Below are 26,770 nucleotides of genomic sequence, written 5' to 3' on the forward strand. Positions count from 1 at the left end.
CCCGGAGTCTAGTCCTACCGGATATCGCGCAACAGTGAACTGTTGTGTTGCCTAGACTACCCAACTAGTTGATTGACTCCGGGTGCGTCCCGGACCGCCGAAGCGAGTAGACATGCCATCCGAGAACGGGCTCTCCCGCCGCGAGGAGCTGCTGATAGTAGCGACCAAGTTGTTCGCCGCGCGCGGCTATCACGGCACCCGGATGGACGACGTGGCCGACGTCGTCGGCCTCAACAAGGCCACGGTCTACCACTACTACGCGAGTAAGTCGTTGATCCTCTACGACATCTACCAGCAGGCCGCCGAGCGCACCCTGGACGCCGTGCACGACGATCCGACGATGTCGGCCCGCGAGGCGCTCTACCAGTACACCGTGCGGCTGCTCAACCAGATTGCGGCCAACCCCGAAGGCGCGGCGGTCTACTTCCAGGAGCAGCCCTACATCGCCGAGTGGTTCACCGAGGAGCAGGTCGCCGCGGTCCGCGAGAAGGAGACCCAGGTCTACGAGCATGTGCACGGGCTGATCGACCGGGGCATCGCCAGCGGCGAGTTCTACGAATGCGACTCGCACGTCCTGGCGCTCGGCTACATCGGGATGACGCTGGGCGCCTACCGCTGGCTTCGGCCGAGCGGACGCCGCAGCGCCAAGGAGATCGCCGCCGAGTTCAGCACCGCACTGCTGCGGGGCCTGATCCGCGACGAGGCGGTCCGGGTGGAGTCACCGCTGGGCGTCAGAACCGAAATCGGCACAGCCGGCCGCCGTTCCTGACCGCCGACATCGGAGACTGTTGACCATGACTGACATGTTTCGCCTGGACGGAAAGGTCGCCGTGGTCACCGGCGGCGGCCGCGGCATCGGCGTGATGATCGCGCGCGGCCTCCTGCAAGCGGGGGCGACGGTGTATCTGTCCAGCCGTAAGAAGGCCGAGCTGGACGCCGCCGTCGCCGAGCTGTCGGCGCACGGACCGGTGCAGGCGATTCCCGCCGATCTGGGCACCGTCGACGGAGTTCAGGCGCTGGTCGGCGACCTTGCTGAGCGAACGGACGCGGTCCACGCGCTGTTCAACAACGCCGGCGCAGCGTGGGGGGCGCCGCTGGACGAGTTTCCCGAATCCGGCTTCGACAAGGTGTTCAACGTCAACGTCAAGGGCGTCTTCCTGCTCACTCGTGCACTGGTGCCGATGCTCACCGCCGGGGCGACAGAGGGTGACCCGGCCCGCGTGGTCAACACCGGCAGCATCGACGGGATCGTGCCGCCGGGCCGCGGCCGGGACAACTTCTCCTACAGCGCCAGCAAGGCCGCGGTGCACATGCTCACCCAGCATCTCGCCGGGGAGCTCGCGCCACGGATTCTGGTCAACGCGATTGCGCCCGGGCTCTTCGAATCCCGGATGACCAAGGAGTTGTTGCGGGCCGGTTCGGACGCGGTTGGCGCGGGCTTTCCGCTGGGCCGCATCGGCAAGGCCGACGACATGGCCGGCATCGCGGTATTTCTGGCCAGCCGGGCCAGCAGCTACATCACCGGCGCGGTGATCCCGGTGGATGGTGGCGTCAGCGTTATCCGCTAGACCTTCAGCAGATTCCGCTCCAGGAATTCTAGTTGGTCGGCGACGACGCGCTCGAAGGCGTCGCCGACATAGATCTCGAAATGTCCTTCCGGATATAGCTTGATCTCACCGCGCGGCGCCCTCGCCCCATAGCGCCGCGTCGGCCCTGACGGCGCGACCGAGTCGTTCTCGCAGACGCAGAACAGGATTGGGCACTGCACCTTGGCCGCGAGCCGACCCGGCCGGTAGGGCAGGAGCTTCAAGCTAATTCGCGCGGCGACCTCGTTACGCATCTCGACGCCGTCGGGCACCAGAGCCAGAAAGCCGGAGTAGGCGTCCGGCGCGGTCATCAGCGCAACCTCACCGGGAAGCCCGGCGGTCGGCACCATCACCGGTGTCGCGCCGAAGCGGGCGCCGACCAGGTCGCGTGCCGCCAGCGCTGTGAGGCGACTACTGATCAGCGGGTTCACCGAGCCCAGTGAAGCGACGCTGTCGGTGAACGGGCATTGCGAGACGACAGCCGCGATTCCCGGCAGTCGGGCTGCGGTGGCGATCACGTGGCCACCGCTGAACGACGTGCCCCACAGGCCAATTCGATTCCGATCGATACCGGGCAGCGCTCGGGCGTAGGCGACCGCAACTGTCCAGTCCTGCAACTGCATTCGGATATCGAGCAGTTGACGGGGCGCACCCTCGCTGTCGCCGAAGTTGCGGTAGTCGAAGACCAGGCAGGCGTAACCGGCCTCGCAGAAGCGCTCCGCGTAGGCGTCCAGTCGCATGGTGCGGACCGCGCCCAATCCGTGCGCCATCACGAGTAGCGGGGCGTCATCATCTGTGGCCGGCCGGTACAGCCATGCGCTGATCCGGTCGCTGCCGGAGTGGAACCAGACATCCTCACGTTGCATGACAGTCATCCTGCATCGTCGTCGAGCGGATCCGATAGCCCGACTCCTCCGCAGGCCGTTCCGGCCTGCATCGTCGTCGAGCGGTGTGGTAGACCGACGCCATGACCCCGAACGTCCTGGAGACGGTGTCGTCGCTGGTGGGGCCGAAATATGTCAGCACCGATCCGGATGTGCTGGCCGGCCGCAGCGTCGACCACACCGGTCGCTACCGCGGGCACGCGAGCGCACTGGTGCGTCCGGGTTCGGCCAGTGAAGTGGCCGAGGTGCTGCGGTTGTGCCGCGACGCCGGGGTGCATGTCACCGTCCAGGGCGGTCGGACGTCGTTGGTGGCCGGCACTGTCCCCGAGCATGACGACATCTTGCTGTCGACCGAAAGACTCGGCACCATAAGCGATGTCGATACCACCGAACGGCGCATCGAGGCCGGGGCGGGGGCAACCCTGGCCGCGGTTCAGCGCGCGGCCGACGCGGCCGGCCTGGTATTCGGCGTCGACCTGGCTGCCCGCGACACCGCGACGGTGGGCGGCATGGCCTCGACGAACGCCGGCGGGTTGCGCACCGTGCGTTACGGCAATATGAGCGACCAGGTCATCGGTCTGGATGTGGCATTGCCCGACGGGTCGGTGGTACGACGGCACTCGCGCGTGCGGGCCGACAACACCGGCTACGACCTGCCCGCCCTGTTCGTCGGGGCGGAGGGAACGTTGGGCGTGATCACCGCGCTCGACCTGCGCCTGCACCCGACTCCGCCGTACCGGGTGACCGCCGTCTGCGGCTTCGACGACCTGGGTGCACTGGTCGACGCGGGCCGATTGTTTCGCGACATGGACGGCATCGCGGCGCTGGAACTGATCGACGGACGGGCCGGTGCGCTGGCCGAGGGGCATTTGGGCCTGGTTCCGCCGGTGCACGGTGATTGGCTGCTGTTGGTCGAACTGGCGTCCGACCTCGATCAGACCGAGCGACTGGCCGACGCGCTGGATGGCTTCCAGATGACCGGCGAGCCCGCAGTAGGTGTTGATCTTGCTGCGCAACAACGGCTTTGGCGGGTTCGTGAATCTTTGGCAGAGGTAGTCGGTTTGTTCGGGCCGCCGCTGAAGTTCGATGTGTCACTGCCGTTGGCGGCAATCGCCGGGTTCGCCCACGACGCCAACGCGCTCGTGCAGCGGCAGGCGGCCGACGCCATCGGCGTGCTGTTCGGGCACATCGGTGAGGGCAACCTGCATCTGAATGTGCTGCGCTGCAGCGACGAGCAGGAGCGCGATCTGTATGCCGCGATGATGGGCCTGATCGCGGACTGCGGCGGCAACGTCAGCTCTGAGCACGGCGTCGGCAGCCGCAAACGTCGCTACCTCGGCATGTCACGCGAAGCCGCGGACATCGCGGCGATGCGGACGCTGAAGGCTGCCTTCGACCCGACCGGCTATCTCAATGCCGCGGTTCTGTTCGACTAGTCCGCCCTGCGACGATGCGGGCCGTAGGCCCGAGGAGAAGCAGGGCAATCAGTCGGCGCCCTTGATGCCGACCGCGTGCCGAAGCTGAGCCAAAAATTCGTCGGCGTCGTCGCTGCGAATCATGTAGTGCGAGAACGCCACTCGGATCGCAGTAGCCGCCTTGACCGCGGCGTTGGGGCCGGGTATCAGCCGTTGCAGACCATCTCGCATCTGCGGGATGACGCTGGAGAATTGGCTGATGACATGCTCGGGCTCGATATCGACCATCCGCACACCCGTGTAGGAGTGCTGGTAGTCGACGATGAACCGCAACGCGGCATCGAGCTTGTCGGCGCCTTTGAGACCGGCTGTTGCCCGGCTCATGCCGCTTTCGAATGTCAGCCGTTCGTACTTGGAGAAGGCCGAGAGCAGGTCCTCTTTGGAAGCGAACCAGCGGTAGAGCGTCGGCCTCGACACCCCGGCCTGAACAGCGACATCGGACAGGCTGAGCTTGCGTTTGCCGTTGCGGCCGAGGACTTCGGCTGTGGCGGCAAGAATCCGCTGCTGCGTCGAGGCGTCACCCTCGAGGGTCGATGTCTGCTCCATAAACCAAACTTTACAAAATTAAGTCGAAGTGTCACGCTGTTTTCGTGTCACTGCCATATTCCCTGACCGGGATATTTGCGGTCCCGCCCGAGGTAGCTGACCACCAGAGCTTAACCGGGCAGAACGAGGTTGATCGGCGTCCGCGTTGAGCGAGTCCAGGACGGTCGTTATCACCGAGGCGTCCTCACCCGTCGCGTTGGCGACGGCGGCGCGGTTGGCGTCCGGTGGGCATCTGGTGTTGATGGGCGGTCGACGCGCCCACATCTGCGAGGAATTCGCTGCCCGCCTTCGGTCCACCGGCGCTGCCGTGTTCGCCGCTCACCTCGATCTCGCCGACCCGCCCTCCATCGATCGTTTCATGCAGTCCGCCGACTACCTGGTGGGTACCGTCGACGTCCTGATCAGCAGCGCCGGTATTGCCGATCGATCCTGGGTTGGTGCGCAACACCTTGTGGGGCAACTCGTTACGCCGATGATCGACAGCGGCCGCGGCGATGTGGTGCTGCTTAGTCCGGAGTTGATCGGGGCCGCACCGGCCGGCGCACACCGGATGCTCGAGGCGTGGGTCAGCGGTCTGGACGCCGAGTTCGTCGGGACCGGGGTGCGAGCCTCCGTCGTGCGGTCGACCGGGCAGGTGCCGCCCGACGACATCGGTCGTCTGATCGGCGCGGTGATAGGTGCGCCGGACCGCATGCATCTGCGGTTCGTCGACGTGATTCCTCCCGCTCCCGCACCGACGCTGGCGCCGGAGCGTCGCGGTCCATGAGCTCGAGGTCGACCTCGACAGGTGCACCGGACACGGCATCGCTTGCAGCAGGCAGTGATTCAATGCTCCGCCGCAGCGCTGCGGTTGGCGGACCAAGCCCCGGGCCGTCGGCGTACCAATACCGACTGCTGAATGCTGCCCACCGCCCCGGTCTGGTCGAACAGGGTCCCCACCGTGGTACCGATGCCGTCCGGCCCGTAGTTGGTCTCGGCGCGGATGCCGACCCAGTCGCCGTCGGGAACCCGGTGCACGTGCACCACGAGGTCGTTGTTCAAGAACGTCCACTTGGTGATGTCGATTTTGGAACCGATGCCGTTGGCGCAGTCGGCGACCGCGAACAGGCGCTCCAGTGGTGTCATCGTCTCGCCGCTGACCAGGCTCGCAGTCGGCTTGATCCAGGACTCGCCCGGGCCGTCGTTGAGCGGCTTGGTCAGCCAGCGCCAGTCCAGGCTGTGCACGTAGTTGCGATCGAAATTCTTGGCGAGATCGCGGCTGCGCGCCTCGCTCAACGGAGCCGGCAACGGCGCGGCGGCGTGCACCAGGTCGGCGGTGTCGAGCTGCTGTAGCCGCCACCCGCTGGCCCGCGCGGTCGGTCGCGGCTGACCGTCGGGGCCCAGGGCCAGCGTCTCGGCGCTGATCAGCTCGATCTGCTTGCCGGGGCGCTCGACTTTCGAGCGAACCCACATGTCGCCGTCGGCCGGCACCGGTCCCAGCAGATCGATGGCAACGCGACTCAGCCGGGTGTCGTCGCGAACGGCGCAGCGTTCCAGCGCGCGAACCAGAAGCGCCGACACCGGTGCGGCGTGCTGAATCGCCGCCGTCCAGGTGCTGCGGACCAGGTCTGTGGCACGGATCTTTTCGCCCAGCGGATCGGCGTCATCGATCACCTCGTAATAGGAATCGGTCATCGTGCACCTTTCAGGGCAGGCCGGCGCCGGGGGTATCGACGATCACCATGTCGACCCGCGATCCCCGGGTGCCGATCAGGCGTTGCGGATAGGCGTCGCTGCTCGACAGCAGGAACAGCGTGCGGCCCGCGGATCCGCCGAGCATGCAGGCGATCGCCGCGCGATCGCCGATGTGGATGCGGTGCGTCACGTGTCCTTTGCCGCCGCTGCCTTCAATGCGCTCGAACTGGTGCGCCAGCGTCATCGCCGCCCACACCCCGCCGTCGGCGTCGAGACAGATGCCGTCGGGCGGCCCGTCCAGACCGTCGGCGAAGACCCGTCGATCGGACAAGTCGCCGTCTGCGCCGATGCTGAACGCGGTGAGTCGCCGGCCGATCGACTCGGCGACGATCAGGGTCTGACGGTCGGGCGTGATGGCCATGCCGTTGGGGAAGTCCAGGTCGTGAGCTACCACGCTGACCGCGTCGTCGGGATCGACCCGCAGGATGACGCCGCCCTCGAAGGCCTGCGACCCGACGTAGGCCCGGCCTTGGTCGTCGACGACCAGGTCGCCGAGGTCAGCCGGCGCCAGGGTGCTGAGATCGGCGACGGGGTTGACGGTTTCGCCGTCGTAGCGCAGCAGCTTGCGGTCTTTGGTGGACACGATCAACAGCGAGCCGTCCGGGCGGAAGCCCAGTCCAGACGGCGAATGGCCAGGCAGCGCCAACGTGGTCATCGATCCGCTGACGGTGACGGTGTGCACGGCTTCGCCCAGCATGTCGGAGAACCACAGCAGACCCTCGAACCAGCGCGGGGCCTCGCCGAAGCCGAACCCGGTCGCCAGCGGGATCAGCCCCTCAACCATTGCCGTCATCGATCCCGTCCAATTCTCGGGTGATCGCGTGGTGATAGGCGTCGATCTTGGCGGGGTTGGCTTGCTGGAACAAGGCGTCGGGCAGTGGCGCGTGCTTGTAGGCCTCGATGGTCATGGTGCGGGTGAATGGTCTCGGGTGCGCGAGCGAAGGCCGTTTCCGAACTCGTGGTCACGATGCCCAACGTCGTCACTCCTTTGCGGCCGTAGAACGGACCGGCCGATAACCAGACTGGCTTTACAGATTATCGTATAAATGTCACGCGGTATTTTGCAGGGACCTCGTTGGCGTTCAGCTAAGGAAAGCGGCAGATGAAATTCACCATCACCCACCCGATGCACCGCCATCCCTACAACCCCGAGCTGGTCAGCGGCGAGGGCATCGCCGCGGTGGCGGTGGCCGCGGAGGCTGCCGGTGTCCACGGCTTCGGGTTCACCGACCATCCGGCGCCAAGTCAGCGGTGGCTCGAGGCCGGCGGGCACGATGCGCTGGACCCGTTTGTCGCGATGGGATACGCGGCGGCCCGCACCAGCACGCTGCGGCTGATACCAAACATTGTGGTGCTGCCGTATCGAAACCCGTTCGTGGTGGCCAAGTCTGGCGCGACGCTGGATCTGCTGTCCGGCGGCAGGTTCACCCTGGCCGTCGGCGTCGGCTATCTCAAGCGCGAGTTCACCGCCCTCGGGGTGGACTTCGACGAGCGCGCCGAACTGTTCGACGAGGCGCTTGACGTGATCCGGGCCATCTGGACCGCGGACAACATCGACTTCGACGGCAAGCACTTCAGCGCCAAGGGGATCACCGCCCATCCGCGGCCGGTGAGTGATCCGCATCCGCCGATCTGGATCGGCGGCAACACCGGGGCCGCCCGGCGCCGGGCCGCCCTCAAGGGCGACGGCTGGTGCCCGTTCCCCGCCCCGGCCGCACTCGCGCAGACCGCGCGTACCGCATCGATCGACTCGATGGACGCCCTCGCCGACGGCATCGACGACCTTCGACGGCGCGTCGACGACGCCGGCCGGGACGCCTCGAAGATCGACATTGTGTTCACCAACTTCGACGGGGGCAGTCCGTCCGACGCGGACTTCAACGCCGACGCGTACCTGGCCGGCCTGGAGCGGCTGGCCAAACTGGGTGTCACCTGGGTACAGGTGGCGCTGCCCGGTGACAGCCTGGCGCACGCGCTGGAGGTCGTCGAGCGATTCAAGACGCTGGTGATCGACGCCGCCTGAGCCCGCGGCGGCCACGACCAAGGCTTTACAAGATTTGATGAGAATGTCATTCTCGCTACGTGACAACAGACTCTGAGCAGACCCACTGGTCGGTCGCCGGCCTCCTGAATTTGTTCGATGCGCGACCCGACGGTGACAACCGTTTCATCGCCGACACCGGTATCGCCGCCGAAGACGAACGGCAGGTGGTGGAGGGAACCCAGGTGCTCGCGCAAGTGATTGTCGCTGTGGCCAAACGGTTTCCGGAGAAATCGGTGCGCTCGGTTCATGCCGTGTTCGCCCGGGCTGTGCTGGTCGGCCCGCCGGTCGAGATCGACATCGACGTCGTCTCCGAAGGGCGTTCGACGGCGACCGCGGTGGTCGGCGTCTCGCAGAACGGTCGTCGCGCCATCACCGTGACGACGCTGCTGGACGTGCCATCCGACGACGTCATCCGCCACCACCTGCCCCGCCCCGAGGTGGCCGCACCCACCGATGCCAACGACGGCGGGATGCCGATGGCCGGCCGCGAACTACGCCTGGTCGATGTGGTTGACGTGAACAGCCCCGACGAGGTTGGCCCGCCGGAGTTGTACGCCTGGCTGCACTACGACCCGATCCCGAGTCGCGACGATCTGGCCAAGGCACTGGTCGCGTATTTCACCGGCCACCTTGGCATTTCGACGACGATGCGGGCCCACGAGGGCATCGGCACTGCGCAGTCGCACCTGACCGTGTCGACCGCGCCGATGACTATCTCGGTCAGCTTTCACGAGCCGGTCTCGTGGACCGGCTGGTTGCTGTACACCCACGAGAGCACCCAGGTGGGCGCGGGCATGTCATACGTCCGCGGCGCCGTGCACACCGAAGAAGGCGAGCTGATCGCGTCGTTCGCCCAGGACGCGCTTATCCGTCCGCTGCGCACCAGCGACACTGCGATCAAAACCGAAGCGCGGCTGTAACACTCATGGATTTCTCGACTGTCGAACTGTGCCCGGACGACCGGGAGTTTCGTGATCGGTTGCGGGCGTACCTGGCCAAAGTGGTCACCGATGAGGTGATCCGGCGGGACCGTGAGACCGGCGAGAATTTCGATGAGGACGTGCACCTGGCGCTGGGCGCCGAGGGTTATCTGGCCGCCGACTGGAACGACGAATCCGACGGCGGCTTCAGTTCGTTGCGCCGCCGGATCTGGGATCTGGAGATCGGACGGGCCCATACGCCGTGGTTCCACTGGGGCACCACCGCCATGGTCGCGAAAATGGTGCGTGAGTTCGGACCGGCGGAACTCACCGAGGAGGTGCTGCCCGGCGTGCTGTCCGGCGACGTCCGGTTGTGTCTGGGCTACACCGAGCCGGAGGGTGGCTCGGATGTGGCGACGTGCAAGACCCGCGCGGTCCGTGAAGCGGATGGATCTAGCTGGGTTGTCAATGGCTCCAAGATGTTCACGTCGAATGCCCACAACGCCAAGTACGTGTTCCTGCTGACCAACACCGACCCGGACGCGCCAAAACACAAGAACTTGACCATGTTTCTGGTGCCTTTGGATTCGCCCGGCGTCGATATCCAGCCCATCCGCACGATCGACGGCGACCGCACCAACATCGTCTTCTACGACAACGTGCGGGTCGACGACCGATTCCGGATCGGCGCGGTCAACGGCGGCTGGGGAGTGCTGCGGGGCGCGCTGGACGAGGAGCACGGCACGGTCGAAGCCGAGGACGACGGTCTGCAACGAGTCGCGGTGATGAGCGAGCATCTGACGCTGATGGCCGAGGCGATCGATGCGATTGCGGCGCTGGCCACCCGGCAGGGCGCCGACGGCCGCCGCCTGATTGACGACAAGTCGGTGGCATATCGGTTGGGCCGCAGCGTCGCTCGCACAGAAGCTGCCCTGAGCACCCCGGGGATGTTTGGCCGGGTGGCCAACGCGCAGACCATGCGCGACGTCGCGCCGGACCTGATGGACCTGCTGGGCGCCGCTTCGGCGTTGCCGGTCGACACCGAAGGTGCGGCCGATAATGGCGGCGCCGAATACATCTTCCGGCTGGCCTCACCGGTCGGCATCTACGGCGGCACCCTCGAGGTGTTCCGCAACATGATCGCCCAACACGCCCTCGGGCTGGGCCGGCCGACCTATTCGCCGCCCAAGACCTGAGACTCAGGCAGCTCGGCGACTACGTCGGCACGGCCGGCGTCGAAACTGAGCAAGCCCTTGATCGGCGAACTCTCGGGCAGCGGGTCGGGGTAGCTCCATGCCACATCGTCGATGACGGTGTCGTCCACGATCGCCGACCAGTAGGTGGCGGAGCCCTTGTAGTTGCAATACGTCGACGTATTCGATTGCCGCAGAACGTCAGTCCGCACATGCACCGGATCGACGTAGAGGCGTGGCTCGAGTGCGGTCTCGAACACGATCACGGTGTCGTCGGTGTCCACCAACGTGACCCCGGCAGTCGTGACCCGAAGACGCCGTCGGGTGGCACGACAGTCGACGCGGTGATACGGGTTGGGCGGATAGTGCACCAGCGTTCGTCCCTCTTCGACCCACATGTCGACGGCGTTCCACGGCACGGCCACGTATCCCGGCGCCTCGGCAACCGGCTCGCTGGGCAGCTGACCCGCCTCGCCGACCGGAAATGCGTAGCTGAGCGGGTGATTTCGTCGGTGCACCAACAGCACCCGCTCCGTGTCGAGCACGATATGCCCGCCGCGAAAGGCCTGAACACGTCGAGGGTGCGGTTCGACGTACACCACGTCTGCGGGCAGAGCGGGAGAAAACCACCCGCCGGGATGGGCGCTCAGCGGACCGCGTCCGGCCACCAGACTCACAAGCCCTCCTCCTGCCGGATCAGCGATATTGTTCGCAGGATTGACTCATTCCGTTGTGGTAGCCGAGGCAGTGCTGATAGTCCTCGTTGAACGCGTCTGCCGCCAAACCCAATGCAAGGATGGCGCCGACGGCTAAGCCGATGAACGTCGCAACGATGCCGAGCATGACACCGCCGATGGCGAGGCCGCCGCCATGGGTGGTTTCGCCGCGCTTGATTCGTCGGCGCGCGGCCACTCCCATCACCACGGCGGCGATACCAAGGAAAAGTCCGACCACAAGCGGCGACGTTGCCACGGCGAGGATGCCGACGACCAGTGACGCGACGGCCAGTTCGTTGCTCGGCCCGGTGGGCGGGGGTGGGAAACCCGAGTACTGAGGCGGGGGGTACGCGCCTGGCGGATAGGGAAACGGCAGTGCGCCTGGCGGTGGACCCGTGGGCACGTTTGACTGACCCGTCGCTTCGCCCGGGAATTCTGTCACGTCTGCCACCCGTCATAGCGATGATCGATCGAAGTCAGGTTACTCGTGGAACCGCCCAGCTGCGCCGTGACCGGGCTATATGCGGAACCATTTGACAGTGTCAATATGACAGTGTCAAATGGGGATGTGTCAACGGAGGCTTTCTGGACGATGGACGAGCTGGTGCGACGGGCCGCCGCCGCGCTGGCCGGGCCCGCGTATCCCGGTTCGCCGAACGGAAGAGTTCGCGACGTGCCCGACCGTCGAACCGTGCGGTGGTACGTGACGATTGGTCTTGTCGACCGACCGGTCGCCATGCAGGGCCGGACCGCCCTTTACGACACCCGCCACCTGCTGCAGATCGTTGCCGTCAAGCGCCGTCAGGCGCAGGGACGTTCGCTAGCGGACATCCAGGCCGAGCTGGCCGGGGCGACCAACGAGACACTGCGTCGGGTCGCCGACGTTGCCGATGAGCTGGTCGATGCAGAACTGGCGCCGCCGCAACCGGCGCCCCGTGGCCGGTTCTGGACGGATCGGCCCGCCGACCATCGTCTCGCGCCGGCTGCGGCCAGCGCCGATGCCGGCACTGACACTGTCACGATGTTGGCCGCCGTCAGCCTGCCCGGTGGAGCGGTGATGCTGCTGCCGCACCGGCCCGATGGTGACGACGTTGCGGCGATCCAGGCGGCGGCCCAGCCGCTCCTTGATTTGTTGGCCGACCGCGGCCTGCTGGAAAGCGAAGAATGGAGTCAATCATGACCGTGCCTATCACTGCGATGAGCGACGTAGAGGCGGCCTGGATGGCCGCGCCAACCGACGAGGCGGGGATCGGCGCCCTGCGCACCGACCGGGGCAACCTGCCGCTGGACCGCATCGACCTGCGGGCCGACGTCACCGGGCTCACCAGTCGGGTCGAGCTGACCCAGGACTTCGTGAACACCTTCGACGTGCCGCTCGAGGCCACCTATGTGTTCCCGCTTCCGGATCGCGGTGCGGTCACCGGAATGCGGATGACCGCCGACGGGCGCGTCGTGGAGGCCGAGTTACAGGAACGCGAAACAGCGCGCCAGGCCTATGACGACGCGATGGTGGCGGGCCAGCGCGCCGCGATCGCCGAGGAGGAGCGCCCAGACGTCTTCACCATGCGCGTCGGCAACATCCTGCCGGGCGAACGGGTCAGCGTCGCGCTCACGCTGGTGTATCCGCTGTCCTACGACGATGGGGAGGCGACGTTTCGATTTCCGCTGGTGGTAGCCCCGCGCTACATCCCCGGCAGTGCCCTGGACGGCGCCGCAGTCGGCGATGGTTACGCCGACGACACCGACGCGGTTCCTGATGCGTCGCGCATTACCCCGCCGGTACTGCTACCCGGTTTTCCCAACCCGGTGCGGCTGTCGATCGACGTCGGTATCGACCCCGCCGGACTGGCGTTGGGGGGAATCCGGTCCAGCCTGCCGGTGGCTGCCGCGGGCAACGGCCGAGTGCGGGTTCAACCCGGTGAGCGGGCCAACCGCGACTTTGTGTTGCGGATGCGCTATGGCGCAGACGATTTCAACGACTCACTGGTGCTGACGCCAGACGCCGACGGCGAGGAGGGCACCTTCCTGCTGACCGTGCTGCCCCCTGCCGGCAGCGCAGCCGCCCGCCCGCGCGACGTGGTGCTGGTGCTGGATCGCTCGGGCAGCATGGGAGGCTGGAAGATGGTGGCCGCCCGACGAGCCGCGGCACGAATTATCGACACCCTCACCGCCGCAGACCGATTCGCGGTGTTGACTTTTGATGACCGGGTCGATCGCCCGGACGGCCTGCCCGAGGGACTGGTGGAAGCCAACGATCGCAACCGCTACCGCGCGGTCGAACACCTCGCGCGGGTCGACGCACGCGGTGGCACCGAAATACTGACTCCGCTGCAAGAGTCCGTCGCCCTGCTTCGCGATGCAAAGGGGCGCGACGCGGTGGTGGTGCTGGTCACCGACGGCCAAGTCGGCAACGAGGACCAGATCTTGCGCCAGCTAAGCGCGGATCTGAGCCGCGTTCGAGTGCACGCGGTCGGCATCGACCAAGCCGTCAACGCCGGCTTCTTGCACCGCCTAGCCGATTCCGGCGGTGGGCGCTGCGAACTGGTGGAAAGCGAGGATCGCCTCGATGAGGCCATGGACGCCATTCACCGACGCATCACTGCGCCGCTCGCCGTCGGGCTGCGCCTGCAGCCCGAGGGTCTCGCGATCCTCAACGACACGATCACCCCAGCACGCGTGCCGGACCTCTTTGCGGGCGTCCCGCTAGTGGTGGCCGGCCGATACCGGGGGCGGCCCGAGGGGTCTCTGTGGGTCGTTGCCGCTGACGGGCAAGACTGGTCGACAGCTGTCACCGGACAGCACCGAGACGCTGCCGCGGTCACCGCGCAGTGGGCGCGGGCCCACCTGCGCGACTTGGAGGATCGCTACGTCTGCGCACAGCACCGGACCGTCTCGGAGGAGTTGGAGACGCGGATCGTGGACGTCTCGCTGCGGTATGGCGTGCTGTGCAGGTTCACCGCCTACGTTGCCGTCGACAGCCGCGTGGTGGCCGAGGGCGCGAAGCGCCATCGCGTGCTGCAACCCGTCGAGGCCCCGTCCGGCTGGGACATGTTTTCCACATCGGCCATGATGGCGGCCCCGTGCGCGATGGCGCCGGGCGGTGCGCAAATGCCGTCGCCTCCCCCGCCTGGCGAAAGTCGTTCGGCACGTTTTGCTTTCAGCCGATCTCGCAGCGTGCGTGAGGACATGCCGATCACTGGTTCAGTTCCCATCGCCGATGTTGACGTTCAGCTTGCTGCCGCGCGAGAACAGGTCCGCGGCGAGGCACGGCGCATGCGCAAAACCGGCGAGTTCAGGGACGATGAACGCCGTGAGTGGCTCGCCGAACTGGCGGGCCGGATTGACGCTTTACTGCGTCACCTCAGCTCACAGGGTGTGCCGCGCTCGGCGTATTCGGCACTGTCGGCGCTGTACATGCAGCTCCGGGAGGCGCATGATGCCGGAAATGCGTTCTGGGACTATGTGTTACACGCGCTTGACGACTTCGCCGGTGAGGCCGGTTCCCCGAAGACGCGACGGCTGTTCTGGAAGCGGAGCTGACGCCCGGAGTCGTCCGGTAACGCGCGGCCCGACATAGGATGCCGGCATGGCCGGACCGGTGGAGGGCATCAACGTCGTGGAACTCGGGGTCTGGGTGGCCGGGCCGGCGGCGGGCGGCATCCTCGCCGATTGGGGCGCGGACGTCATCAAGATCGAGCCGCCGACCGGCGATCCGGCCCGGATGTTCGGGCGCATGCTCGGGCTGGACGTCGACGTCAGCCCACCGTTCGAGATGGACAATCGGTCCAAGCGCAGCGTGGTCATCGACCTGACCACCGACGATGGTCGCAGCACCGCCCTCGAATTGATCAGTGGCGCAGACGTTTTCATCACCAACGTCCGGCCCGGGGCGTTGCAGCGCCTCGGGCTCGACTATGAGTCGTTGTCGCCGCGCAACCCGCGGCTGGTGTACGGGTTGATCACCGGCTACGGCGAGAGCGGGCCGGACGCCGATCGGGCCGCCTACGACGTCGCCGCGTTCTGGGCCCGCGGTGGGTTGGCTCACCTGCTGACTCGGCCCGGTGAGACGCCGCCCTTCCAGCGCGGCGGGATGGGCGACCACTCCGCCGGCATGACGCTGGCCGCGGCGGTCTGCGCGGCGCTGGTCGCCCGCGGCCGCACTGGAACCGGCCAGCTGGTCAGCACATCGCTGTACCGCCAGGGCGCCTACACCGTCAGCTTCGACCTGAACACCTACCTGATGTCGGGTCAGCCGATCGCGATCGGGCAACGCGAAAAAATGTTCAACCCGTGCATGAACAACTACGCCACCGGCGACGGCAAGCGGTTCTGGATCGTCGGGCTGGAAGTCGATCGGCACTGGCCGCCGTTGTGCCGCGCCGTGGGTAAGGCCGAGTGGCTGGCCGACCCGCGGTTCGCCGACCCGCGATCGCGCGCCGTCAACGCCGTCGAACTGATCGGCGAGTTGGATCAGATCTTCGCCACGAAGTCGCTGGACGAATGGGCGGAGATCTTCGCCGGTGAGCCGGACTTCTTCTGGTCGCCGGTCAACTCGATCGAGGACGTCCTCGCTGACGAGCAGTTTCACGCCGCCGGCGGCATGGTCGACGTGCCATTGGGTGCTACGGCCGCGGAAGGCACCGTGCCGATGGTCGCGACACCGGCGGACTTCCACGGCACGCCGTGGGCGCCGCGGTCACCTGCACCGCAACTCGGCCAGCACACCGACGAGGTGCTCGCCGAGCTCGAAGCGCGCCGCCAATCTTGATTCAATCGAAACTTTACAGATTGATGTAAAAGTGTCACGCTGGGTCGGCCGGGTAACCGGCCGTGCGTGACGTTCGATCTGCTGAAGGGATGCGATGGAGATCAAGTATCGGCTCGACGTCGTCGCCTCCAACCCCGCCGATGTGGTGGGCTCCGTAGGCGGCTGGCTCTGCGACCGGGTACGGGCCGGGTGGGACGTCCACGTGCTGTTACCGCAACGCTGCGACAGCCGTCCGCTGCAGATCCTGGGCATGCAGGTGGCCGACCTCGACTGGGAGACCCTGTCCACCGGCACCGAATGCGCGGCTCGTGGTCTGGCTGTCAGCGCCGACATCTTCGCCGCGGATGCGCGAATCCGGCAGGAGGTGCTTACCGCGCTGGATCGCTGGATGACGGAAGTGACGCTGTGGCATGACGATTGGCCGCTGGCCGTCGGGCATCGGACCACTACGGTGCAGCACGTGCTCAGTGGCGCCGCGCGCGCGTTCAAGCGTCACGCGCTGGCCGCAGCCGGCATCCCCGGCGCCGTCGGCCCAACCGAGACGCTGCGCAGCGACATGAAAGCGTCCCTACCGGTCGATTCCGAACTGATCCCGGTTGGCTGATGCGCAAGTACCACAGCCACACGCTGCTCTACTTGCACGAGACGATTGCGCTGGGCTCGGGATCGAGCGAGCGATTCACCGAGGCATTCAGCGACACCTATCAGCCGATGATGGATGAGTTGGGCGCGCGGTTGTTCGGGCTGTGGGAAACCGCGCCCTATAACGGGCATTGGCCGCAGGTGACGATCATCTGGGAGATCGACGCATTCGCCGACTACGCCCGTATCGGATCGGCACAGGCGCGCGGCGGCAGCCACCAGGCGGCCGCCAAGAAATGGTCGGAATTTCTCGCGGGTATCGGAGCGTCGGGGGAGGGTCGCATCATGTACCCGGGGCCGAGCAACAAGACGCTCGCCCAGCTGCGCGACGCCAATTTCGGTGCGTCGGTGGTGATTCAGGAGATCATGCAAACCAAGCCAGGCCGTCAGGACGACTACATCCGCGAATTGGAGCGGCTCTACGTGCCGTGGTCGGAGCGCACCGGTAAGCACTGGCTGGGTTCGTTCACCACTACCTTCCGGTTCAACGAGGTCATCCACTATTGGGCGCTCGAGGGCGGATGGGACTGCTTCGCCGAGCACTATCCGTCGTGGAAAGAAAGCCCGCCCGCCGAGATCGTCACCTGGATGAGTGTCGCACCGGCGCTGCGCGACGGCTGGGAAGACTCGATCCTGCAAGCACTTCCGCCGTCGCCGTTGCAATGATCGACTTTGCCTACGATCCGTTCGATCCGGCGGTGATGGCTGACCCGCTGCCGTACTACCGGGTCCTTCGTGAGCACCACCCGGTCTACTACCTGCCGCAGTGGGACACGTTCGCGTTGTCACGGTTCGCCGATATCTGGGATGTGTTGGCGATCAACGACGGAACGTTCGTCGCATCGGAGGGAACGTTGCCACCGGCGACAGTGTTGGCCCGGCACAATCGGGGTCCGGTAGCCGATCCGCCGCTGCAGCCGTTGCCGTTTCACGCGGTGTTCGATGCGCCGATCTACGACGGGGTGCGCCGCGCACACAGCCAACCGTTCAGGCCGAAGGCGGCCGCGGGGTGGGAAGCTCGGATCCGCGAGCTGGCCAACGACCGGCTCGACGAGCTGCTCCCGCGCGGGACATTCGACCTCACCCAGGACTACGGCGGAATCGTCGTTGCGTCGGTGGTATGCGAATTGCTGGGTATTCCAGTTGATTTCGCCCCCGAGGTGTTGGCTGCGGTCAACGCCGGTAGCCTGGCCGAGCCCGGCAGCGGGGTCGACACCGCAGAGGCCCGACCGAATTACCTGGAGTACCTCATCCCCGCGGTCCGACGCCGACGAGCCGACGCCACCGACGGGGCGTTGCCGGTGGTGGATGGCCTGCTCGGCTATCGGTTGCCCGACGACCGGGCCCTGGACGACGTCGAAGTGGCCACCCAGATGCTCTGTGTGTTCATCGGCGGAACCGAAACCGTGCCCAAGGTCGTGGCGCACGGGCTGTCGGAGCTGCTGCGGCACCCCGACCAGCTTGCCGCGGTGCGCGCCGACCCGGCCGCCAACGTGCCAGTCGCGCGCGAGGAGATGATCCGCTACTGCGCACCCGCGCAGTGGTTCGCCCGAACAGCGCGCAAACCCTTCACGATTCACGACACCACCGTCGAACCGGGGCAGCGGATCATCACCCTGCTCGCCTCGGCCAATCGAGACGAGCGCGAATACCCCCAGCCCGACGAGTTCATCTGGAACCGGGCCATTGCCCGCTCCCTGGCCTTCGGCCGGGGGCAACACTTCTGCCTCGGCTACCACCTGGCCCGCCTCGAAGTCGCCATCCTGGTGTCGGAATGGCTGCGCCGAGTGCCCGATTACCGCATCATCGACGAGGCGGCATTCCGCCCGCCGTCCAGCTTCCAGTGGGGCTGGAGCAGGCTGCCGGTGGAGGTGTGAGATGTGGTCCTACCGGATCGTCGCGCCCTATCAATTCGAGCGGACATCGATCGCCGAGAAGACACCGGACTGCCTTGCCGATGGTCAAGTGCTACTGCAGTTCCTGGCCGCCGGGGTGTGCGGCAGCGACATGCCGGCCTTCCGGGGTGTCCGCGGCCTATTGCCGGGCGACCAAGGGCGCAGCGGCGCCGAGAAAGACGGTTTCCCGATCCACGAAGTCGTCGGCGAAGTGATCGCCAGCCGGCATCGCCGGCACCAGCCCGGAGACCGGGTGGTGGGCTGGGCGTCGACCTTCGACGGCTTGATGGAGCGGGTCGTCACCGACGGCAATCAGGTGGCCGCTTACGACCCGACGCTGAGCCCGGCCCAGGCCGTCGGCCTGCAACCGTTGGCCTGCGTGCTCTATGCCATCGAGCAGCTGCCCGACCTCGATGGCCTGCATGTCGGGGTGATCGGACAGGGGTCGATCGGGCTACTGTTTTCGTGTGCGTCCAAAGCCGCTGGGGCACAACAGGTCACCGGCATCGACCCGGTCGACCGCGCCGAGATCGCCAAGCAATTCGGCGCCGACACCTATGTGCGGGCCACCAGTGATCGCTGGGTGAGCCACCTCGACCCCGCTGACCGGCCGGACGTCGTGATCGAAACCGTCGGCCACCAGGTGGCTACGCTGAATCATGCCATCGAAGCCACCGCGGTCGGCGGTACGGTGTTCTACTTCGGCGTCCCCGATGACGACAGCTACCCGATCAGCATGCGCACCATGCTGCGTCGCAACCTGACCCTGAAATCCGGTGTGGCGCTTGACCGGCCACGCATGCTGGAGCTCGCCAACAAGTTCGTTGCCGAGCATCCCGGTCTGCTGGCCAAGTATCTGACCCACACTTTCAGCATCGACGAGGTCCAGGACGCCTTCGAATTGGCCAGCCGCCCCGTTTCCACACGGGGCAAGATCGCGATCGTGGTCCCATGACAGGGAGCCATTTGCAGCAGGCGCTCAGCCGCGGTGAGCCGATCTGGGGTGGCTGGATCACCGGGCCCACCGCGGTTGGGCCCGAGGAATTCACCCGGGCCGGATACGACTACGTCGGCTTCGACGCCCAACACGGCTACATCGACGACGCCGACATCGCACGCATGCTGCGCCGGCTCGAACACCTGCCGATCGGCACGGCGGTGCGGCTACCCAACGCCGACCCGGCGCCGATCGGGCGCGTCCTCGACGCCGGGGCCGACGCCATCATCGTCGCGATGATCGAATCGGCCGACCAGGCAGCCGCGGCGGTGGCGGCCACCCGCTACCCGCCCGTCGGCACGCGCAGCTTCGGACCGCTGCGGGCCAGTCTGGGCACCGACACCGCCGCGCTGGAATCGCGGGTGAGCGTGTTCGCGATGATCGAAACAGCCGCAGCCCTGGCCGATGTCGACACAATATGCGCGGTGCCCGGGCTGGCCGGTGTGTACGTCGGGCCCGCGGACCTGGCGATCTCGATGGGCGTCGACGCCACCTTGGCCACCGGCGACCCGGCGGTGCGCGAAGCGATCGCCGGCATCTACCGCGCCGCGTCAGCCGCCGGATTGGTTGCCGCGATCCACGCGGGCAACGGCAAGGCCGGACGTGCCATGGCGCAACTGGGTTTTCAGATGCTCACCCTGGAATCGGAATCTCAGGCTCTGCGGCGTGGTGCCGCCGCCGGCCTGAAGGAAGCGAAGGACAACCGGTGACTCAACAGGTAGCGCTGGTGACCGGGGCCGCTCGCGGGCAGGGCTGGGCCATCACCCAACGACTGCGCGCGGACGGGTTTTTCGTGGCGGCCTGCGACATCAGCGAAGCCGAACTCGGTGCCGCGGTAGACGGTCTGGCCGACGACGGGGTGATCGGGATTCCGTTCGACGTGAGCTCGGAGTCGGGGTGGCACGAGGCGGTTGCGACAACCGTCGAGCGCTTCGGACGGTTGACCACGCTGATCAACAACGCCGGCCTGCTGCACCGCGCCTCGATCGCCGAGGAGTCGGCCAAAGGATTCGAACGATCCTGGCGGGTCAACTGTTTGGGCGCCTTCCTGGGTATCCGCGCCGCACTTGATCAGCTGCGTACCGCCGAAGCCGCCGCGATCGTCAACACCTGCAGCACCGGTGCTATCCGGCCGTTCCCCAACCACATCGCCTACGGCTCGGCGAAGTGGGCGCTGCGAGGGCTGACCCAGGCCGCCGCGGGGGAACTCGCGCCGGCGGGTATTCGGGTCAACGCAGTGTTTCCCGGCCCGATTGCGACGCCGATGCTCGACGCGGAGACCCAGGCCCGGTTGGTTGCGACATCGGTGTCCGGCCGGATCGGGGAGCCGTCCGAGGTGGCCGATGCCATCGCGTTCCTGGTGTCTGACCAGGCCTCGTTCATCACCGGTTCGGAGCTCGTCATCGACGGTGGGCAGTGCCTGAGAATTCAATGAAAGTCGGCATCATCGGTGCTGGCCCGGGCGGTATCGCACTGGGAATCCTGCTGGCGCGAGCCGGCTTTCGAGACTTCACCATCTTCGACCGGGAAGACGGCGTCGGTGGCACGTGGCGGATCAACACCTATCCGGGATTGGCCTGCGACGTCAAGTCGCATCTCTACTCCTACTCGTTCGACCTGAACCCGTCCTGGTCGCGGTTGTGGTCCGGTCAGCGGGAGATCCTCAACTACTTCGAGCGATGCGTCACCGAGCAGGGTCTGCAGCCACACCTGCGGCTCGGCACCGAAATCCGTTCCGCGCGTTGGGACGAGCGCTTGCGTCGCTGGCGGCTCACCACAGCCGCGGGGGAGCGGCACGAATTCGACGTAGTGGTCTCGGCGGTCGGACTGTTCACTCAGCCGGTGTTGCCTGATTTGGTCGAGCAGGAGGCCTTCCGCGGAACGGTGATGCACTCGTCGCGCTGGGACCACTCGGTCGACCTGACCGGCAAGCGGGTGGCCGTCCTGGGCACCGGCTCGACGGCCTCACAACTCGTGCCGGAAGTGGTGAAGGTCGCCGACACGGTGTACTCGGTGCAACGCTCGCCCACCTGGATACTGCCCAAGCCCGATCGGCCCTACAGTGCAAGGGAGCGTTGGGTATTCGAGCACATTCCGTTTGCCAAGAAGCTGTACCGCACCCGGCTGTGGCTGCGCAGCGAGTCGAATATCTCGGTGATCGAGCACGGCAGCGAGAGGACCCAGGAGTTCACCGCGATCGCCCAGCGGCTGCTGGAGAATTCCGTTCCCGACGAGCAGTTGCGGCGCAAACTGACGCCGGACCATCCGATGGGCTGCAAGCGGCTGGTCTTTTCATCGGACTATCTCGCGGCGCTGAGCCAGCCGCATGTCGAGGTGTTGAGCAGCCCGGCCCGCTATCTGCGCGAGCGGTCGCTGGTCATGCAGGACGGCACCGAACGCGATGTCGACGTGGTGGTGTGCGCGACCGGCTACGCGGCGGCCGACTATCTGGGCGAGATCGAGGTGACCGGCGAGGGCGGGGTGACGCTGCGTGATGTCTGGCGCGACGGGGCGCACGCTTACCTGGGAATGGCAGTGCCCCGATTCCCGAACTTCTTCATGCTCTATGGGCCCAACACCAACGTGGGATCCAACAGCGTGATCTTCGTGCTCGAAGCGCAGGCTCGCTACGTCGTACGGGCGCTGCGATACCTGCGGCGGACCCGTAAGACGTATGTCGCCGTCAAACCAGCGGCGATGGCAAGCTTTATGGCCAAGATCGACCAGTGGATGCAGGGCACCGTGTGGACTACCCAGTGCAGCAACTACTTCCGTGCCGCTAACGGACGGGTGGTTACCCAGTGGCCGCGTAGTGCCCGCGCATTCTGGGGGATGACCCGCAGATTCAAGGCCGCCGACTTCGTCTTCGATTCCGCATGATGGATGAGCGGCTGGACCCAGTGCTGCGCGCCGTCGCAACGACTCGCACCGACTTGTCGTCGGCCGGCCCGGTCCGCGCCGGGCTCGATGAACGTCGCCGCGCCGGGATCGCGGACATCGACGTCACCGGCGTTTCCATTGACGATGCGACCGTGCATGGCGTGCGGGTGCGCATCTACCGCGGCGCACCGATGCCCGCACCCGCCGTCGTCTACTGCCACGCGGGGGCATTTGTGCTCGGCAACCTGGACACCGACCAGCGGCAGTGCGTGGAACTGGCCCGCCGCGGTCGATGTTCGGTGGTGTCGGTGGACTACCGGTTGGCACCCGAAAATCCCTACCCGGCAGCGGTTGACGATGCCGCGACGGTGCTGAACTGGGTGAGCGCCTACGCGGACGAACTCGGCGTCGACGCAACGCGCGTCGCGGTGGTCGGCAGCAGCGCCGGCGGCGCGCTGGCGGCCAGTCTCGCGCAACGGTCCGCCGACGGGTCGCTGCCGCCGGTGATGTTCCAGATGCTTCACCAGCCGGTGCTCGACGACCGGGTCACCGGATCGAAGACGGAGTTCGGCGCGACGCCCGCGTTCGACGGTCCCGCCGCCGAGCTGATGTGGAGACACTACTTGGGATCGACCATCCCGTCGGCGGACTGTGTACCCGCCCGTCGTGATGAATTACGTGGTTTGCCAACGGCATTCATTACCTGCTCAGATATCGATCCGCTGCGCGACGAGGCCCTCGACTACGCGACCCGGCTGCTGAACGCCGGGATCGCGACCGAACTGCACGTATTCGCCGGCACCTGCCATGGCTTCGACTCGCTGCTGCCCGATTGGGAGGTGGCCGAGCAGTTGTTCATTCTGCAAGGGCGGGCGCTGCGACGAGCGTTCTACGGGGCATGAGCTATTCGAATGAGATCAGTTGCCGCACAGAGACACCGTCGGCGAGCTGATCCATCGCGGCGTTGATCTCGTCGAGGGTGATTCGCGAGGAAACCAGGGATTCCACCGGCAACCGGCCGGAGCGCCACAGCTCGACGAACTGGGGGATGTCGCGGTCGGGTACCGCCGACCCGAGATAGCTGCCGATCAGCGACCGGCCTTCGGCGACAAACCCCAACGGGGACACGCTGATCCGGGCGTCCGGGCGCGGGAGGCCGACGGTGATGGTCCGGCCTCCGGCGGCGGTGAGGGCGATGGCCGTCTCCAGGGCGGCGGGGTGTCCGGCCGCCTCGACGACCGCCGCCGCCTTCACGCCGGCGTCGATGGCCTCCTGCGGCGTGTAAGCCTCGTGCGCGCCGAGAGACCTTGCGCCGGTGAGCTTTTCGGTCAGCTGGTCGACCCCGACCACATGGACGCCGGCATAGGACAGGGCGGTCATCACCGCCGCCATCCCGACGCCGCCGAGGCCGACGACGGCCACCGTCTGCCCGGGCTGCGGCTTGCCGACATTGAGCACCGCGCCGCCGCCGGTCAGCATCGCGCAACCCAGCAGCGCGGCAACCGGCGCGGGCACGTCGGGATCGACCGGCACCACGCTGGCCCGGTTGACCACGGCGTGTGTCGCGAAACCGGACACACCCAAGTGGTGAAAGACCTTGTCGTCGCCGCGACTCAGCCGCATTCCACCGCCGAGCAACGTCCCGGCGTTGTTTGCCGCGCTGCCCGGCTTGCAGGGCGTCAGCCCGTCGGTCACGCACGCCGCGCAGTGACCGCAACGCGGTAGGAACGTCATCACCACCCGCTGGCCGACGGCTACGTCGTTGACCCCGTCGCCGACTTGCTCGACGATCCCGGCCGCCTCGTGCCCGAGCAGCATCGGCGTCGGGCGCACCCGGTTGCCGTCCACCACCGACAGGTCGGAGTGGCAGATGCCGGCGGCCTCGATGCGCACCAGCAGTTCTTGGGCGCCCGGCGGAGCCAGCTCGATGTCGGCGATGGTGATGGGCTCCGATTGCGCGAACGGCCGAGGCGATCCGATCTGCTCCAGCACGGCGCCCCGGATTTCAAGCATGGTCGAATACAACCATGCCTCCGTTTTCTGCGGTGCCGCCGCACTCCGACGGGCTCACCAGTCGCGACTTTCCGGTGCATTGGCCGGTGCTGACTCGATGGGCCGACAACGACATGTTCGGCCACCTGAATAACGCGGTGTACTACCAACTTTTCGACACCGCGATCAACGGCTGGATTCAAACCAGCGTCACCCTCGATCCCGTGTCGACATCCGTGCAGGGCATCGTCGCCGAATCGGGCTGCCGCTACTTCTCCGAACTGCATTTCCCCGAGCGGCTTGTCGTGGGTGTGGCCGTCACCCGGCTCGGCAACAGCAGCGTCACCTATCGGCTCGGCGTCTTCCGCGGCGCCGAGGAGCCGACCGCTTCTGACGACACCGAGCCGCAGGCGATCGCCGCGGTGGGCCATTGGGTGCACGTCTACATCGACAAGGCCACCCGCCGGCCGGTGGCCATTCCGGACGACATCCGCGCGCTGTTGTCGACCGCCTGCGTGGGCTAGCCTCGCGCCGGTGCGGGCCGAAGCGCTCTCGTTATGCTCGGCCAATGCCCTTTGTCAGCAAGACCGTTGAGGTCGCCGCCACTGCGGACTCCATCTTGGCCATCGTCGCCGACTTCGAGTCCTACCCACAATGGAACCCTGAGATCAAAGGACTGTGGGTGCTAGCCCGCTACGACGACGGGCGCCCGAGCCAGTTGCGCCTCGATGCCAAGTACGAGGCCATCGAGGACACACTCATCCAGGCGGTGTACTACCCGAGCCCGACCCAGATTCAGACCGTCATGCAGCAGGCCAACCTGTTTGCCAAGCAGGAGCAGTTGTTCAGCGTGGTGGAAGCCGGGCCGACCACGTTGCTGACGGTCGATATGGATGTCGAGCCGACGCTGCCGATCCCCGCGCCGATGGTCAAGCAGATGGTCGGCAATGTGCTGGACTATCTCGCCGAGAACCTCAAGAAGCGCGCCGAGGACCTCGCGTCGTCCAGCTAGTCCCAGATCCCGCTGCTGTCCAGCCGTTCGGTGAGGCGGCGGGCGCCGTCGGTGAACTGCCAGCTGGTGTGTTCGACGACCGCGGCGGTGTCCCGGCGGCGCAGCGCCGCGACCACCTCACGGTGATTCCTTACCGCGGAGGCACCCCATTCGGGATCGGCGGCGTACACCATCAACGGCATATACCGGGCCACGTGCAGCAGGAACCACGCCAGCTTGATGCGACCGGTGGCGTGGTTGAAGGCCCGGTGAAACGCGAACTCCGTCGCCGCGATCGCCTCGATGTCGGCGGCGGCGACGGCGGTGGTCAGCACGTCGGTGAGGTGCTCGAGATCGTCGATCTCGGCGTCGGTGATGCGCTGGGCCGCCGATGCGGCCAGCTCCTTGGCGATGGTTGCCTGCACCCAGAAGATGTCGTCGATGTCCTGGCGGCTCAGCGGCAAGACGACGTGGCCGCGGTGCGGCTCGAGTTGCACCATTCCCTCGCCGCGCAGTTTCAGCAGCGCCTCGCGCACCGGCGTCGCACTGACGCCGAGTTTTGCCGCGGTCTCGTCGAGCCGGATGAACGTTCCCGGCCGCAGGGCCCCGGACATGATCGCCGCCCGCAGGTGGCCCGCGACCTCGTCGGACAGCTGCGCTCGGCGCACGGGAAGCCGAGCCTCCCGGTGCGCGGAAGGCCGCCTCGTCGCCGGTGCGCTCACGGAGGTCACCGGGGTTGTCATGGGGACGCCAAGACCATAGTGTGACCCAGACAACACGAAGTTTTATCAAATATCAACTTAAGCACAGGGCTTAGCGACACGAAGGAGAGCGACCAGTTGACCGCGCAGTTGACCGGCCACGAGGCTCAGGACGCCCACGATGCCGACCGCGGTGCCGTCGGCGAGCAGCCGTATTTGTCGCGCCGACAGAATTGGGTCAACCAACTCGAACGGCACGCGTATATGCAGCCGGGCGTCACTGCGCTGAGATTTCTGGGCAACACCGTCACATGGGCAGGCCTTCGCAACCGGGTCGCGGCCCTGGCCGGAGCCCTGGGCCGCCGAGGGGTCGGCCAGGGCGACCGGGTGATGGTCCTGATGCTGAACCGGACCGAGTTCGTCGAATCGGTCTTGGCGGCCAACATGATCGGAGCGATCGCCGTCCCGGTCAACTTCCGGCTGACCCCGCCCGAGATCGCGTTCCTGGTCGACGATTGCGAGGCCCGGGTGATGATCACCGAGCCGGTGCTGGCAGCGGTGGCGGCGGGCGTCCGTGGCGTGACGTCGGTGCTGGAAACCATCGTGGTCGCGGGCGACTCGGCCGATGACGGTCTGCTCGCCTACGAAGATCTCCTCAATGAACCGGGCGAGCCGGCCTCGCCTGCCGACGTTCCCAACGACTCGCCGGCGCTGATTATGTACACCTCCGGCACCACGGGCCGCCCGAAGGGCGCGGTGCTGACCCACACCAACTTGAGCTGCCAGACCACTGCCAACCTCTACAC

29 protein-coding genes and 1 pseudogene are annotated in these 26,770 nt (G+C 66.8%); 21 read left to right on the forward strand and 9 right to left on the reverse strand.

Features of this window, described 5'->3' with window-relative positions; all coding sequences use genetic code 11:
- The first annotated feature begins 112 nt into the window (after nt 1–112).
- On the forward strand, nt 113–769 hold the full coding sequence (locus tag WAO18_RS05820) for a TetR/AcrR family transcriptional regulator (RefSeq protein WP_422204638.1): 657 nt from the start codon (nt 113–115) through the stop codon (nt 767–769).
- Between the two features lie 25 nt (nt 770–794).
- Nucleotides 795–1,568, forward strand: coding sequence for an SDR family oxidoreductase (locus WAO18_RS05825; RefSeq protein WP_422204639.1), 774 nt, complete (start codon nt 795–797; stop codon nt 1,566–1,568).
- On the opposite strand, the gene WAO18_RS05830 is transcribed toward WAO18_RS05825, so the two are convergent.
- Nucleotides 1,565–2,452, reverse strand: a complete 888-nt coding sequence (locus WAO18_RS05830) for an alpha/beta hydrolase (protein WP_422204641.1) — start codon at nt 2,450–2,452, stop codon at nt 1,565–1,567. The two genes, WAO18_RS05825 and WAO18_RS05830, sit on opposite strands and share 4 nt — an antisense overlap.
- 101 nt (nt 2,453–2,553) lie before the next feature.
- Here WAO18_RS05830 and WAO18_RS05835 point away from each other — a divergent pair, with 101 nt between their 5' ends.
- Nucleotides 2,554–3,906, forward strand: a complete 1,353-nt coding sequence (locus tag WAO18_RS05835; protein ID WP_422204643.1) for an FAD-binding oxidoreductase — start codon at nt 2,554–2,556, stop codon at nt 3,904–3,906.
- Nucleotides 3,907–3,954: 48 nt separating this feature from the next.
- Here the strand turns inward: WAO18_RS05835 and WAO18_RS05840 are convergent, their stop codons facing one another.
- Entirely contained in the window at nt 3,955–4,491 is a 537-nt protein-coding gene (locus WAO18_RS05840; protein ID WP_422204645.1) for a TetR/AcrR family transcriptional regulator, read from the reverse strand.
- Between the two features lie 145 nt (nt 4,492–4,636).
- Here WAO18_RS05840 and WAO18_RS05845 point away from each other — a divergent pair, with 145 nt between their 5' ends.
- Nucleotides 4,637–5,257, forward strand: a complete 621-nt coding sequence (locus WAO18_RS05845) for an SDR family NAD(P)-dependent oxidoreductase (RefSeq protein ID WP_422204646.1) — start codon at nt 4,637–4,639, stop codon at nt 5,255–5,257.
- Nucleotides 5,258–5,316: 59 nt separating this feature from the next.
- Here the strand turns inward: WAO18_RS05845 and WAO18_RS05850 are convergent, their stop codons facing one another.
- From WAO18_RS05850 to WAO18_RS05860, 3 genes and pseudogenes are all read right to left on the reverse strand, one after another.
- Nucleotides 5,317–6,165 (reverse strand): thioesterase family protein, encoded by an 849-nt coding sequence (locus WAO18_RS05850; RefSeq protein ID WP_422204647.1) that lies wholly within the window; start codon nt 6,163–6,165, stop codon nt 5,317–5,319.
- Nucleotides 6,166–6,175: 10 nt separating this feature from the next.
- Nucleotides 6,176–7,009 carry an SMP-30/gluconolactonase/LRE family protein gene (locus WAO18_RS05855; protein ID WP_422204684.1) on the reverse strand — a complete coding sequence of 278 codons (834 nt, stop codon included), beginning with the start codon at nt 7,007–7,009 and terminating at the stop codon, nt 6,176–6,178.
- Nucleotides 7,002–7,145: pseudogene (locus tag WAO18_RS05860) on the reverse strand (SRPBCC family protein); the annotation flags it as partial. The gene WAO18_RS05855 and the pseudogene WAO18_RS05860, both read right to left, overlap by 8 nt.
- Nucleotides 7,146–7,327: 182 nt before the next feature.
- On the opposite strand from WAO18_RS05860, the gene WAO18_RS05865 reads away from it, so the two are divergent.
- Genes WAO18_RS05865 through WAO18_RS05875 form a run of 3 tightly spaced genes read left to right on the forward strand, consistent with a single transcriptional unit; the run spans nt 7,328 to nt 10,385 of the window.
- Nucleotides 7,328–8,248, forward strand: coding sequence for an LLM class F420-dependent oxidoreductase (locus tag WAO18_RS05865; RefSeq protein WP_422204649.1), 921 nt, complete (start codon nt 7,328–7,330; stop codon nt 8,246–8,248).
- A 59-nt stretch (nt 8,249–8,307) separates the two neighbouring features.
- Nucleotides 8,308–9,189 carry an acyl-CoA thioesterase gene (locus WAO18_RS05870; RefSeq protein WP_422204651.1) on the forward strand — a complete coding sequence of 294 codons (882 nt, stop codon included), beginning with the start codon at nt 8,308–8,310 and terminating at the stop codon, nt 9,187–9,189.
- A gap of 5 nt (nt 9,190–9,194) precedes the next feature.
- A complete protein-coding gene (locus WAO18_RS05875) occupies nt 9,195–10,385 on the forward strand; it encodes an acyl-CoA dehydrogenase family protein (protein ID WP_422204653.1) in 1,191 nt (396 codons plus the stop codon).
- Here WAO18_RS05875 and WAO18_RS05880 read toward each other — a convergent pair.
- Together WAO18_RS05880 and WAO18_RS05885 are read right to left on the reverse strand one after the other, a co-directional pair.
- Nucleotides 10,364–11,059 (reverse strand): DUF427 domain-containing protein, encoded by a 696-nt coding sequence (locus WAO18_RS05880; protein ID WP_422204655.1) that lies wholly within the window; start codon nt 11,057–11,059, stop codon nt 10,364–10,366. The genes WAO18_RS05875 and WAO18_RS05880 overlap by 22 nt on opposite strands.
- Nucleotides 11,060–11,078: 19 nt before the next feature.
- Entirely contained in the window at nt 11,079–11,540 is a 462-nt protein-coding gene (locus WAO18_RS05885) for a DUF4190 domain-containing protein (protein WP_422204657.1), read from the reverse strand.
- Between the two features lie 105 nt (nt 11,541–11,645).
- On the opposite strand from WAO18_RS05885, the gene WAO18_RS05890 reads away from it, so the two are divergent.
- The 11 genes from WAO18_RS05890 to WAO18_RS05940 all read left to right on the forward strand — a co-directional run bounded on the left by WAO18_RS05890 (nt 11,646) and on the right by WAO18_RS05940 (nt 23,182).
- Nucleotides 11,646–12,278 (forward strand): MerR family transcriptional regulator, encoded by a 633-nt coding sequence (locus tag WAO18_RS05890; protein WP_422204659.1) that lies wholly within the window; start codon nt 11,646–11,648, stop codon nt 12,276–12,278.
- The gene (locus WAO18_RS05895; protein ID WP_422204661.1) at nt 12,275–14,638 is read left to right on the forward strand and encodes a VIT domain-containing protein; all 2,364 of its coding nucleotides are present in this window, start codon (nt 12,275–12,277) and stop codon (nt 14,636–14,638) included. The genes WAO18_RS05890 and WAO18_RS05895 overlap by 4 nt, the downstream gene beginning before the upstream one ends.
- Nucleotides 14,639–14,684: 46 nt before the next feature.
- Entirely contained in the window at nt 14,685–15,866 is a 1,182-nt protein-coding gene (locus tag WAO18_RS05900; protein WP_422204663.1) for a CaiB/BaiF CoA transferase family protein, read from the forward strand.
- 94 nt (nt 15,867–15,960) lie between these two features.
- Nucleotides 15,961–16,470: a hypothetical protein gene (locus tag WAO18_RS05905; RefSeq protein ID WP_422204665.1), complete on the forward strand. Its 510-nt coding sequence runs from the start codon at nt 15,961–15,963 to the stop codon at nt 16,468–16,470.
- Nucleotides 16,470–17,174 carry an NIPSNAP family protein gene (locus WAO18_RS05910; RefSeq protein ID WP_422204666.1) on the forward strand — a complete coding sequence of 235 codons (705 nt, stop codon included), beginning with the start codon at nt 16,470–16,472 and terminating at the stop codon, nt 17,172–17,174. Before WAO18_RS05905 ends, WAO18_RS05910 begins: the two co-directional genes overlap by 1 nt.
- The gene (locus tag WAO18_RS05915; RefSeq protein ID WP_422204686.1) at nt 17,174–18,385 is read left to right on the forward strand and encodes a cytochrome P450; all 1,212 of its coding nucleotides are present in this window, start codon (nt 17,174–17,176) and stop codon (nt 18,383–18,385) included. The genes WAO18_RS05910 and WAO18_RS05915 overlap by 1 nt, the downstream gene beginning before the upstream one ends.
- A 1-nt stretch (nt 18,386) precedes the next feature.
- Nucleotides 18,387–19,358, forward strand: coding sequence for a zinc-binding dehydrogenase (locus WAO18_RS05920; RefSeq protein WP_422204668.1), 972 nt, complete (start codon nt 18,387–18,389; stop codon nt 19,356–19,358).
- Nucleotides 19,355–20,110 (forward strand): HpcH/HpaI aldolase family protein, encoded by a 756-nt coding sequence (locus tag WAO18_RS05925; protein WP_422204670.1) that lies wholly within the window; start codon nt 19,355–19,357, stop codon nt 20,108–20,110. The genes WAO18_RS05920 and WAO18_RS05925 overlap by 4 nt, the downstream gene beginning before the upstream one ends.
- Nucleotides 20,107–20,835, forward strand: coding sequence for an SDR family NAD(P)-dependent oxidoreductase (locus tag WAO18_RS05930; protein WP_422204672.1), 729 nt, complete (start codon nt 20,107–20,109; stop codon nt 20,833–20,835). Before WAO18_RS05925 ends, WAO18_RS05930 begins: the two co-directional genes overlap by 4 nt.
- Nucleotides 20,832–22,280, forward strand: coding sequence for a flavin-containing monooxygenase (locus WAO18_RS05935; RefSeq protein ID WP_422204687.1), 1,449 nt, complete (start codon nt 20,832–20,834; stop codon nt 22,278–22,280). The genes WAO18_RS05930 and WAO18_RS05935 overlap by 4 nt, the downstream gene beginning before the upstream one ends.
- Nucleotides 22,277–23,182, forward strand: a complete 906-nt coding sequence (locus tag WAO18_RS05940) for an alpha/beta hydrolase (protein ID WP_422204674.1) — start codon at nt 22,277–22,279, stop codon at nt 23,180–23,182. The genes WAO18_RS05935 and WAO18_RS05940 overlap by 4 nt, the downstream gene beginning before the upstream one ends.
- Before the next feature lies 1 nt (nt 23,183).
- Here WAO18_RS05940 and WAO18_RS05945 read toward each other — a convergent pair whose 3' ends face one another.
- Nucleotides 23,184–24,293, reverse strand: a complete 1,110-nt coding sequence (locus tag WAO18_RS05945) for an alcohol dehydrogenase catalytic domain-containing protein (protein WP_422204676.1) — start codon at nt 24,291–24,293, stop codon at nt 23,184–23,186.
- A gap of 14 nt (nt 24,294–24,307) precedes the next feature.
- Between WAO18_RS05945 and WAO18_RS05950 the strand changes: the two genes are divergently transcribed.
- A complete protein-coding gene (locus WAO18_RS05950; RefSeq protein WP_422204678.1) occupies nt 24,308–24,796 on the forward strand; it encodes an acyl-CoA thioesterase in 489 nt (162 codons plus the stop codon).
- 44 nt (nt 24,797–24,840) lie between these two features.
- Nucleotides 24,841–25,284: an SRPBCC family protein gene (locus WAO18_RS05955; protein ID WP_422204679.1), complete on the forward strand. Its 444-nt coding sequence runs from the start codon at nt 24,841–24,843 to the stop codon at nt 25,282–25,284.
- On the opposite strand, the gene WAO18_RS05960 is transcribed toward WAO18_RS05955, so the two are convergent.
- Nucleotides 25,281–26,006 (reverse strand): GntR family transcriptional regulator, encoded by a 726-nt coding sequence (locus WAO18_RS05960; protein ID WP_422204681.1) that lies wholly within the window; start codon nt 26,004–26,006, stop codon nt 25,281–25,283. The two genes, WAO18_RS05955 and WAO18_RS05960, sit on opposite strands and share 4 nt — an antisense overlap.
- A 96-nt stretch (nt 26,007–26,102) precedes the next feature.
- On the opposite strand from WAO18_RS05960, the gene WAO18_RS05965 reads away from it, so the two are divergent.
- On the forward strand, nt 26,103–26,770 hold a 668-nt coding region (locus tag WAO18_RS05965), incomplete at its 3' end, for an AMP-binding protein (RefSeq protein ID WP_422204683.1).

This window comes from Mycobacterium sp. (assembly GCF_049278535.1).
In the GTDB taxonomy this organism is placed as follows: Bacteria; Actinomycetota; Actinomycetes; order Mycobacteriales; family Mycobacteriaceae; genus Mycobacterium.

Bases quoted from the DNA above. Each gene is read 5' to 3' on its own strand.
- WAO18_RS05820 (WP_422204638.1), top strand. From the start codon at position 113: ATGCCATCCGAGAACGGGCTCTCCCGCCGCGAGGAGCTGCTGATAGTA.
- WAO18_RS05825 (WP_422204639.1), top strand. From the start codon at position 795: ATGACTGACATGTTTCGCCTGGACGGAAAGGTCGCCGTGGTCACCGGC.
- WAO18_RS05830 (WP_422204641.1), bottom strand. From the start codon at position 2,452: ATGCAACGTGAGGATGTCTGGTTCCACTCCGGCAGCGACCGGATCAGC.
- WAO18_RS05835 (WP_422204643.1), top strand. From the start codon at position 2,554: ATGACCCCGAACGTCCTGGAGACGGTGTCGTCGCTGGTGGGGCCGAAA.
- WAO18_RS05840 (WP_422204645.1), bottom strand. From the start codon at position 4,491: ATGGAGCAGACATCGACCCTCGAGGGTGACGCCTCGACGCAGCAGCGG.
- WAO18_RS05850 (WP_422204647.1), bottom strand. From the start codon at position 6,165: ATGACCGATTCCTATTACGAGGTGATCGATGACGCCGATCCGCTGGGC.
- WAO18_RS05855 (WP_422204684.1), bottom strand. From the start codon at position 7,009: ATGGTTGAGGGGCTGATCCCGCTGGCGACCGGGTTCGGCTTCGGCGAG.
- WAO18_RS05865 (WP_422204649.1), top strand. From the start codon at position 7,328: ATGAAATTCACCATCACCCACCCGATGCACCGCCATCCCTACAACCCC.
- WAO18_RS05875 (WP_422204653.1), top strand. From the start codon at position 9,195: ATGGATTTCTCGACTGTCGAACTGTGCCCGGACGACCGGGAGTTTCGT.
- WAO18_RS05890 (WP_422204659.1), top strand. From the start codon at position 11,646: ATGACAGTGTCAAATGGGGATGTGTCAACGGAGGCTTTCTGGACGATG.
- WAO18_RS05895 (WP_422204661.1), top strand. From the start codon at position 12,275: ATGACCGTGCCTATCACTGCGATGAGCGACGTAGAGGCGGCCTGGATG.
- WAO18_RS05900 (WP_422204663.1), top strand. From the start codon at position 14,685: ATGGCCGGACCGGTGGAGGGCATCAACGTCGTGGAACTCGGGGTCTGG.
- WAO18_RS05905 (WP_422204665.1), top strand. From the start codon at position 15,961: ATGGAGATCAAGTATCGGCTCGACGTCGTCGCCTCCAACCCCGCCGAT.
- WAO18_RS05910 (WP_422204666.1), top strand. From the start codon at position 16,470: ATGCGCAAGTACCACAGCCACACGCTGCTCTACTTGCACGAGACGATT.
- WAO18_RS05920 (WP_422204668.1), top strand. From the start codon at position 18,387: ATGTGGTCCTACCGGATCGTCGCGCCCTATCAATTCGAGCGGACATCG.
- WAO18_RS05925 (WP_422204670.1), top strand. From the start codon at position 19,355: ATGACAGGGAGCCATTTGCAGCAGGCGCTCAGCCGCGGTGAGCCGATC.
- WAO18_RS05935 (WP_422204687.1), top strand. From the start codon at position 20,832: ATGAAAGTCGGCATCATCGGTGCTGGCCCGGGCGGTATCGCACTGGGA.
- WAO18_RS05940 (WP_422204674.1), top strand. From the start codon at position 22,277: ATGATGGATGAGCGGCTGGACCCAGTGCTGCGCGCCGTCGCAACGACT.
- WAO18_RS05945 (WP_422204676.1), bottom strand. From the start codon at position 24,293: ATGCTTGAAATCCGGGGCGCCGTGCTGGAGCAGATCGGATCGCCTCGG.
- WAO18_RS05950 (WP_422204678.1), top strand. From the start codon at position 24,308: ATGCCTCCGTTTTCTGCGGTGCCGCCGCACTCCGACGGGCTCACCAGT.
- WAO18_RS05955 (WP_422204679.1), top strand. From the start codon at position 24,841: ATGCCCTTTGTCAGCAAGACCGTTGAGGTCGCCGCCACTGCGGACTCC.
- WAO18_RS05960 (WP_422204681.1), bottom strand. From the start codon at position 26,006: ATGACAACCCCGGTGACCTCCGTGAGCGCACCGGCGACGAGGCGGCCT.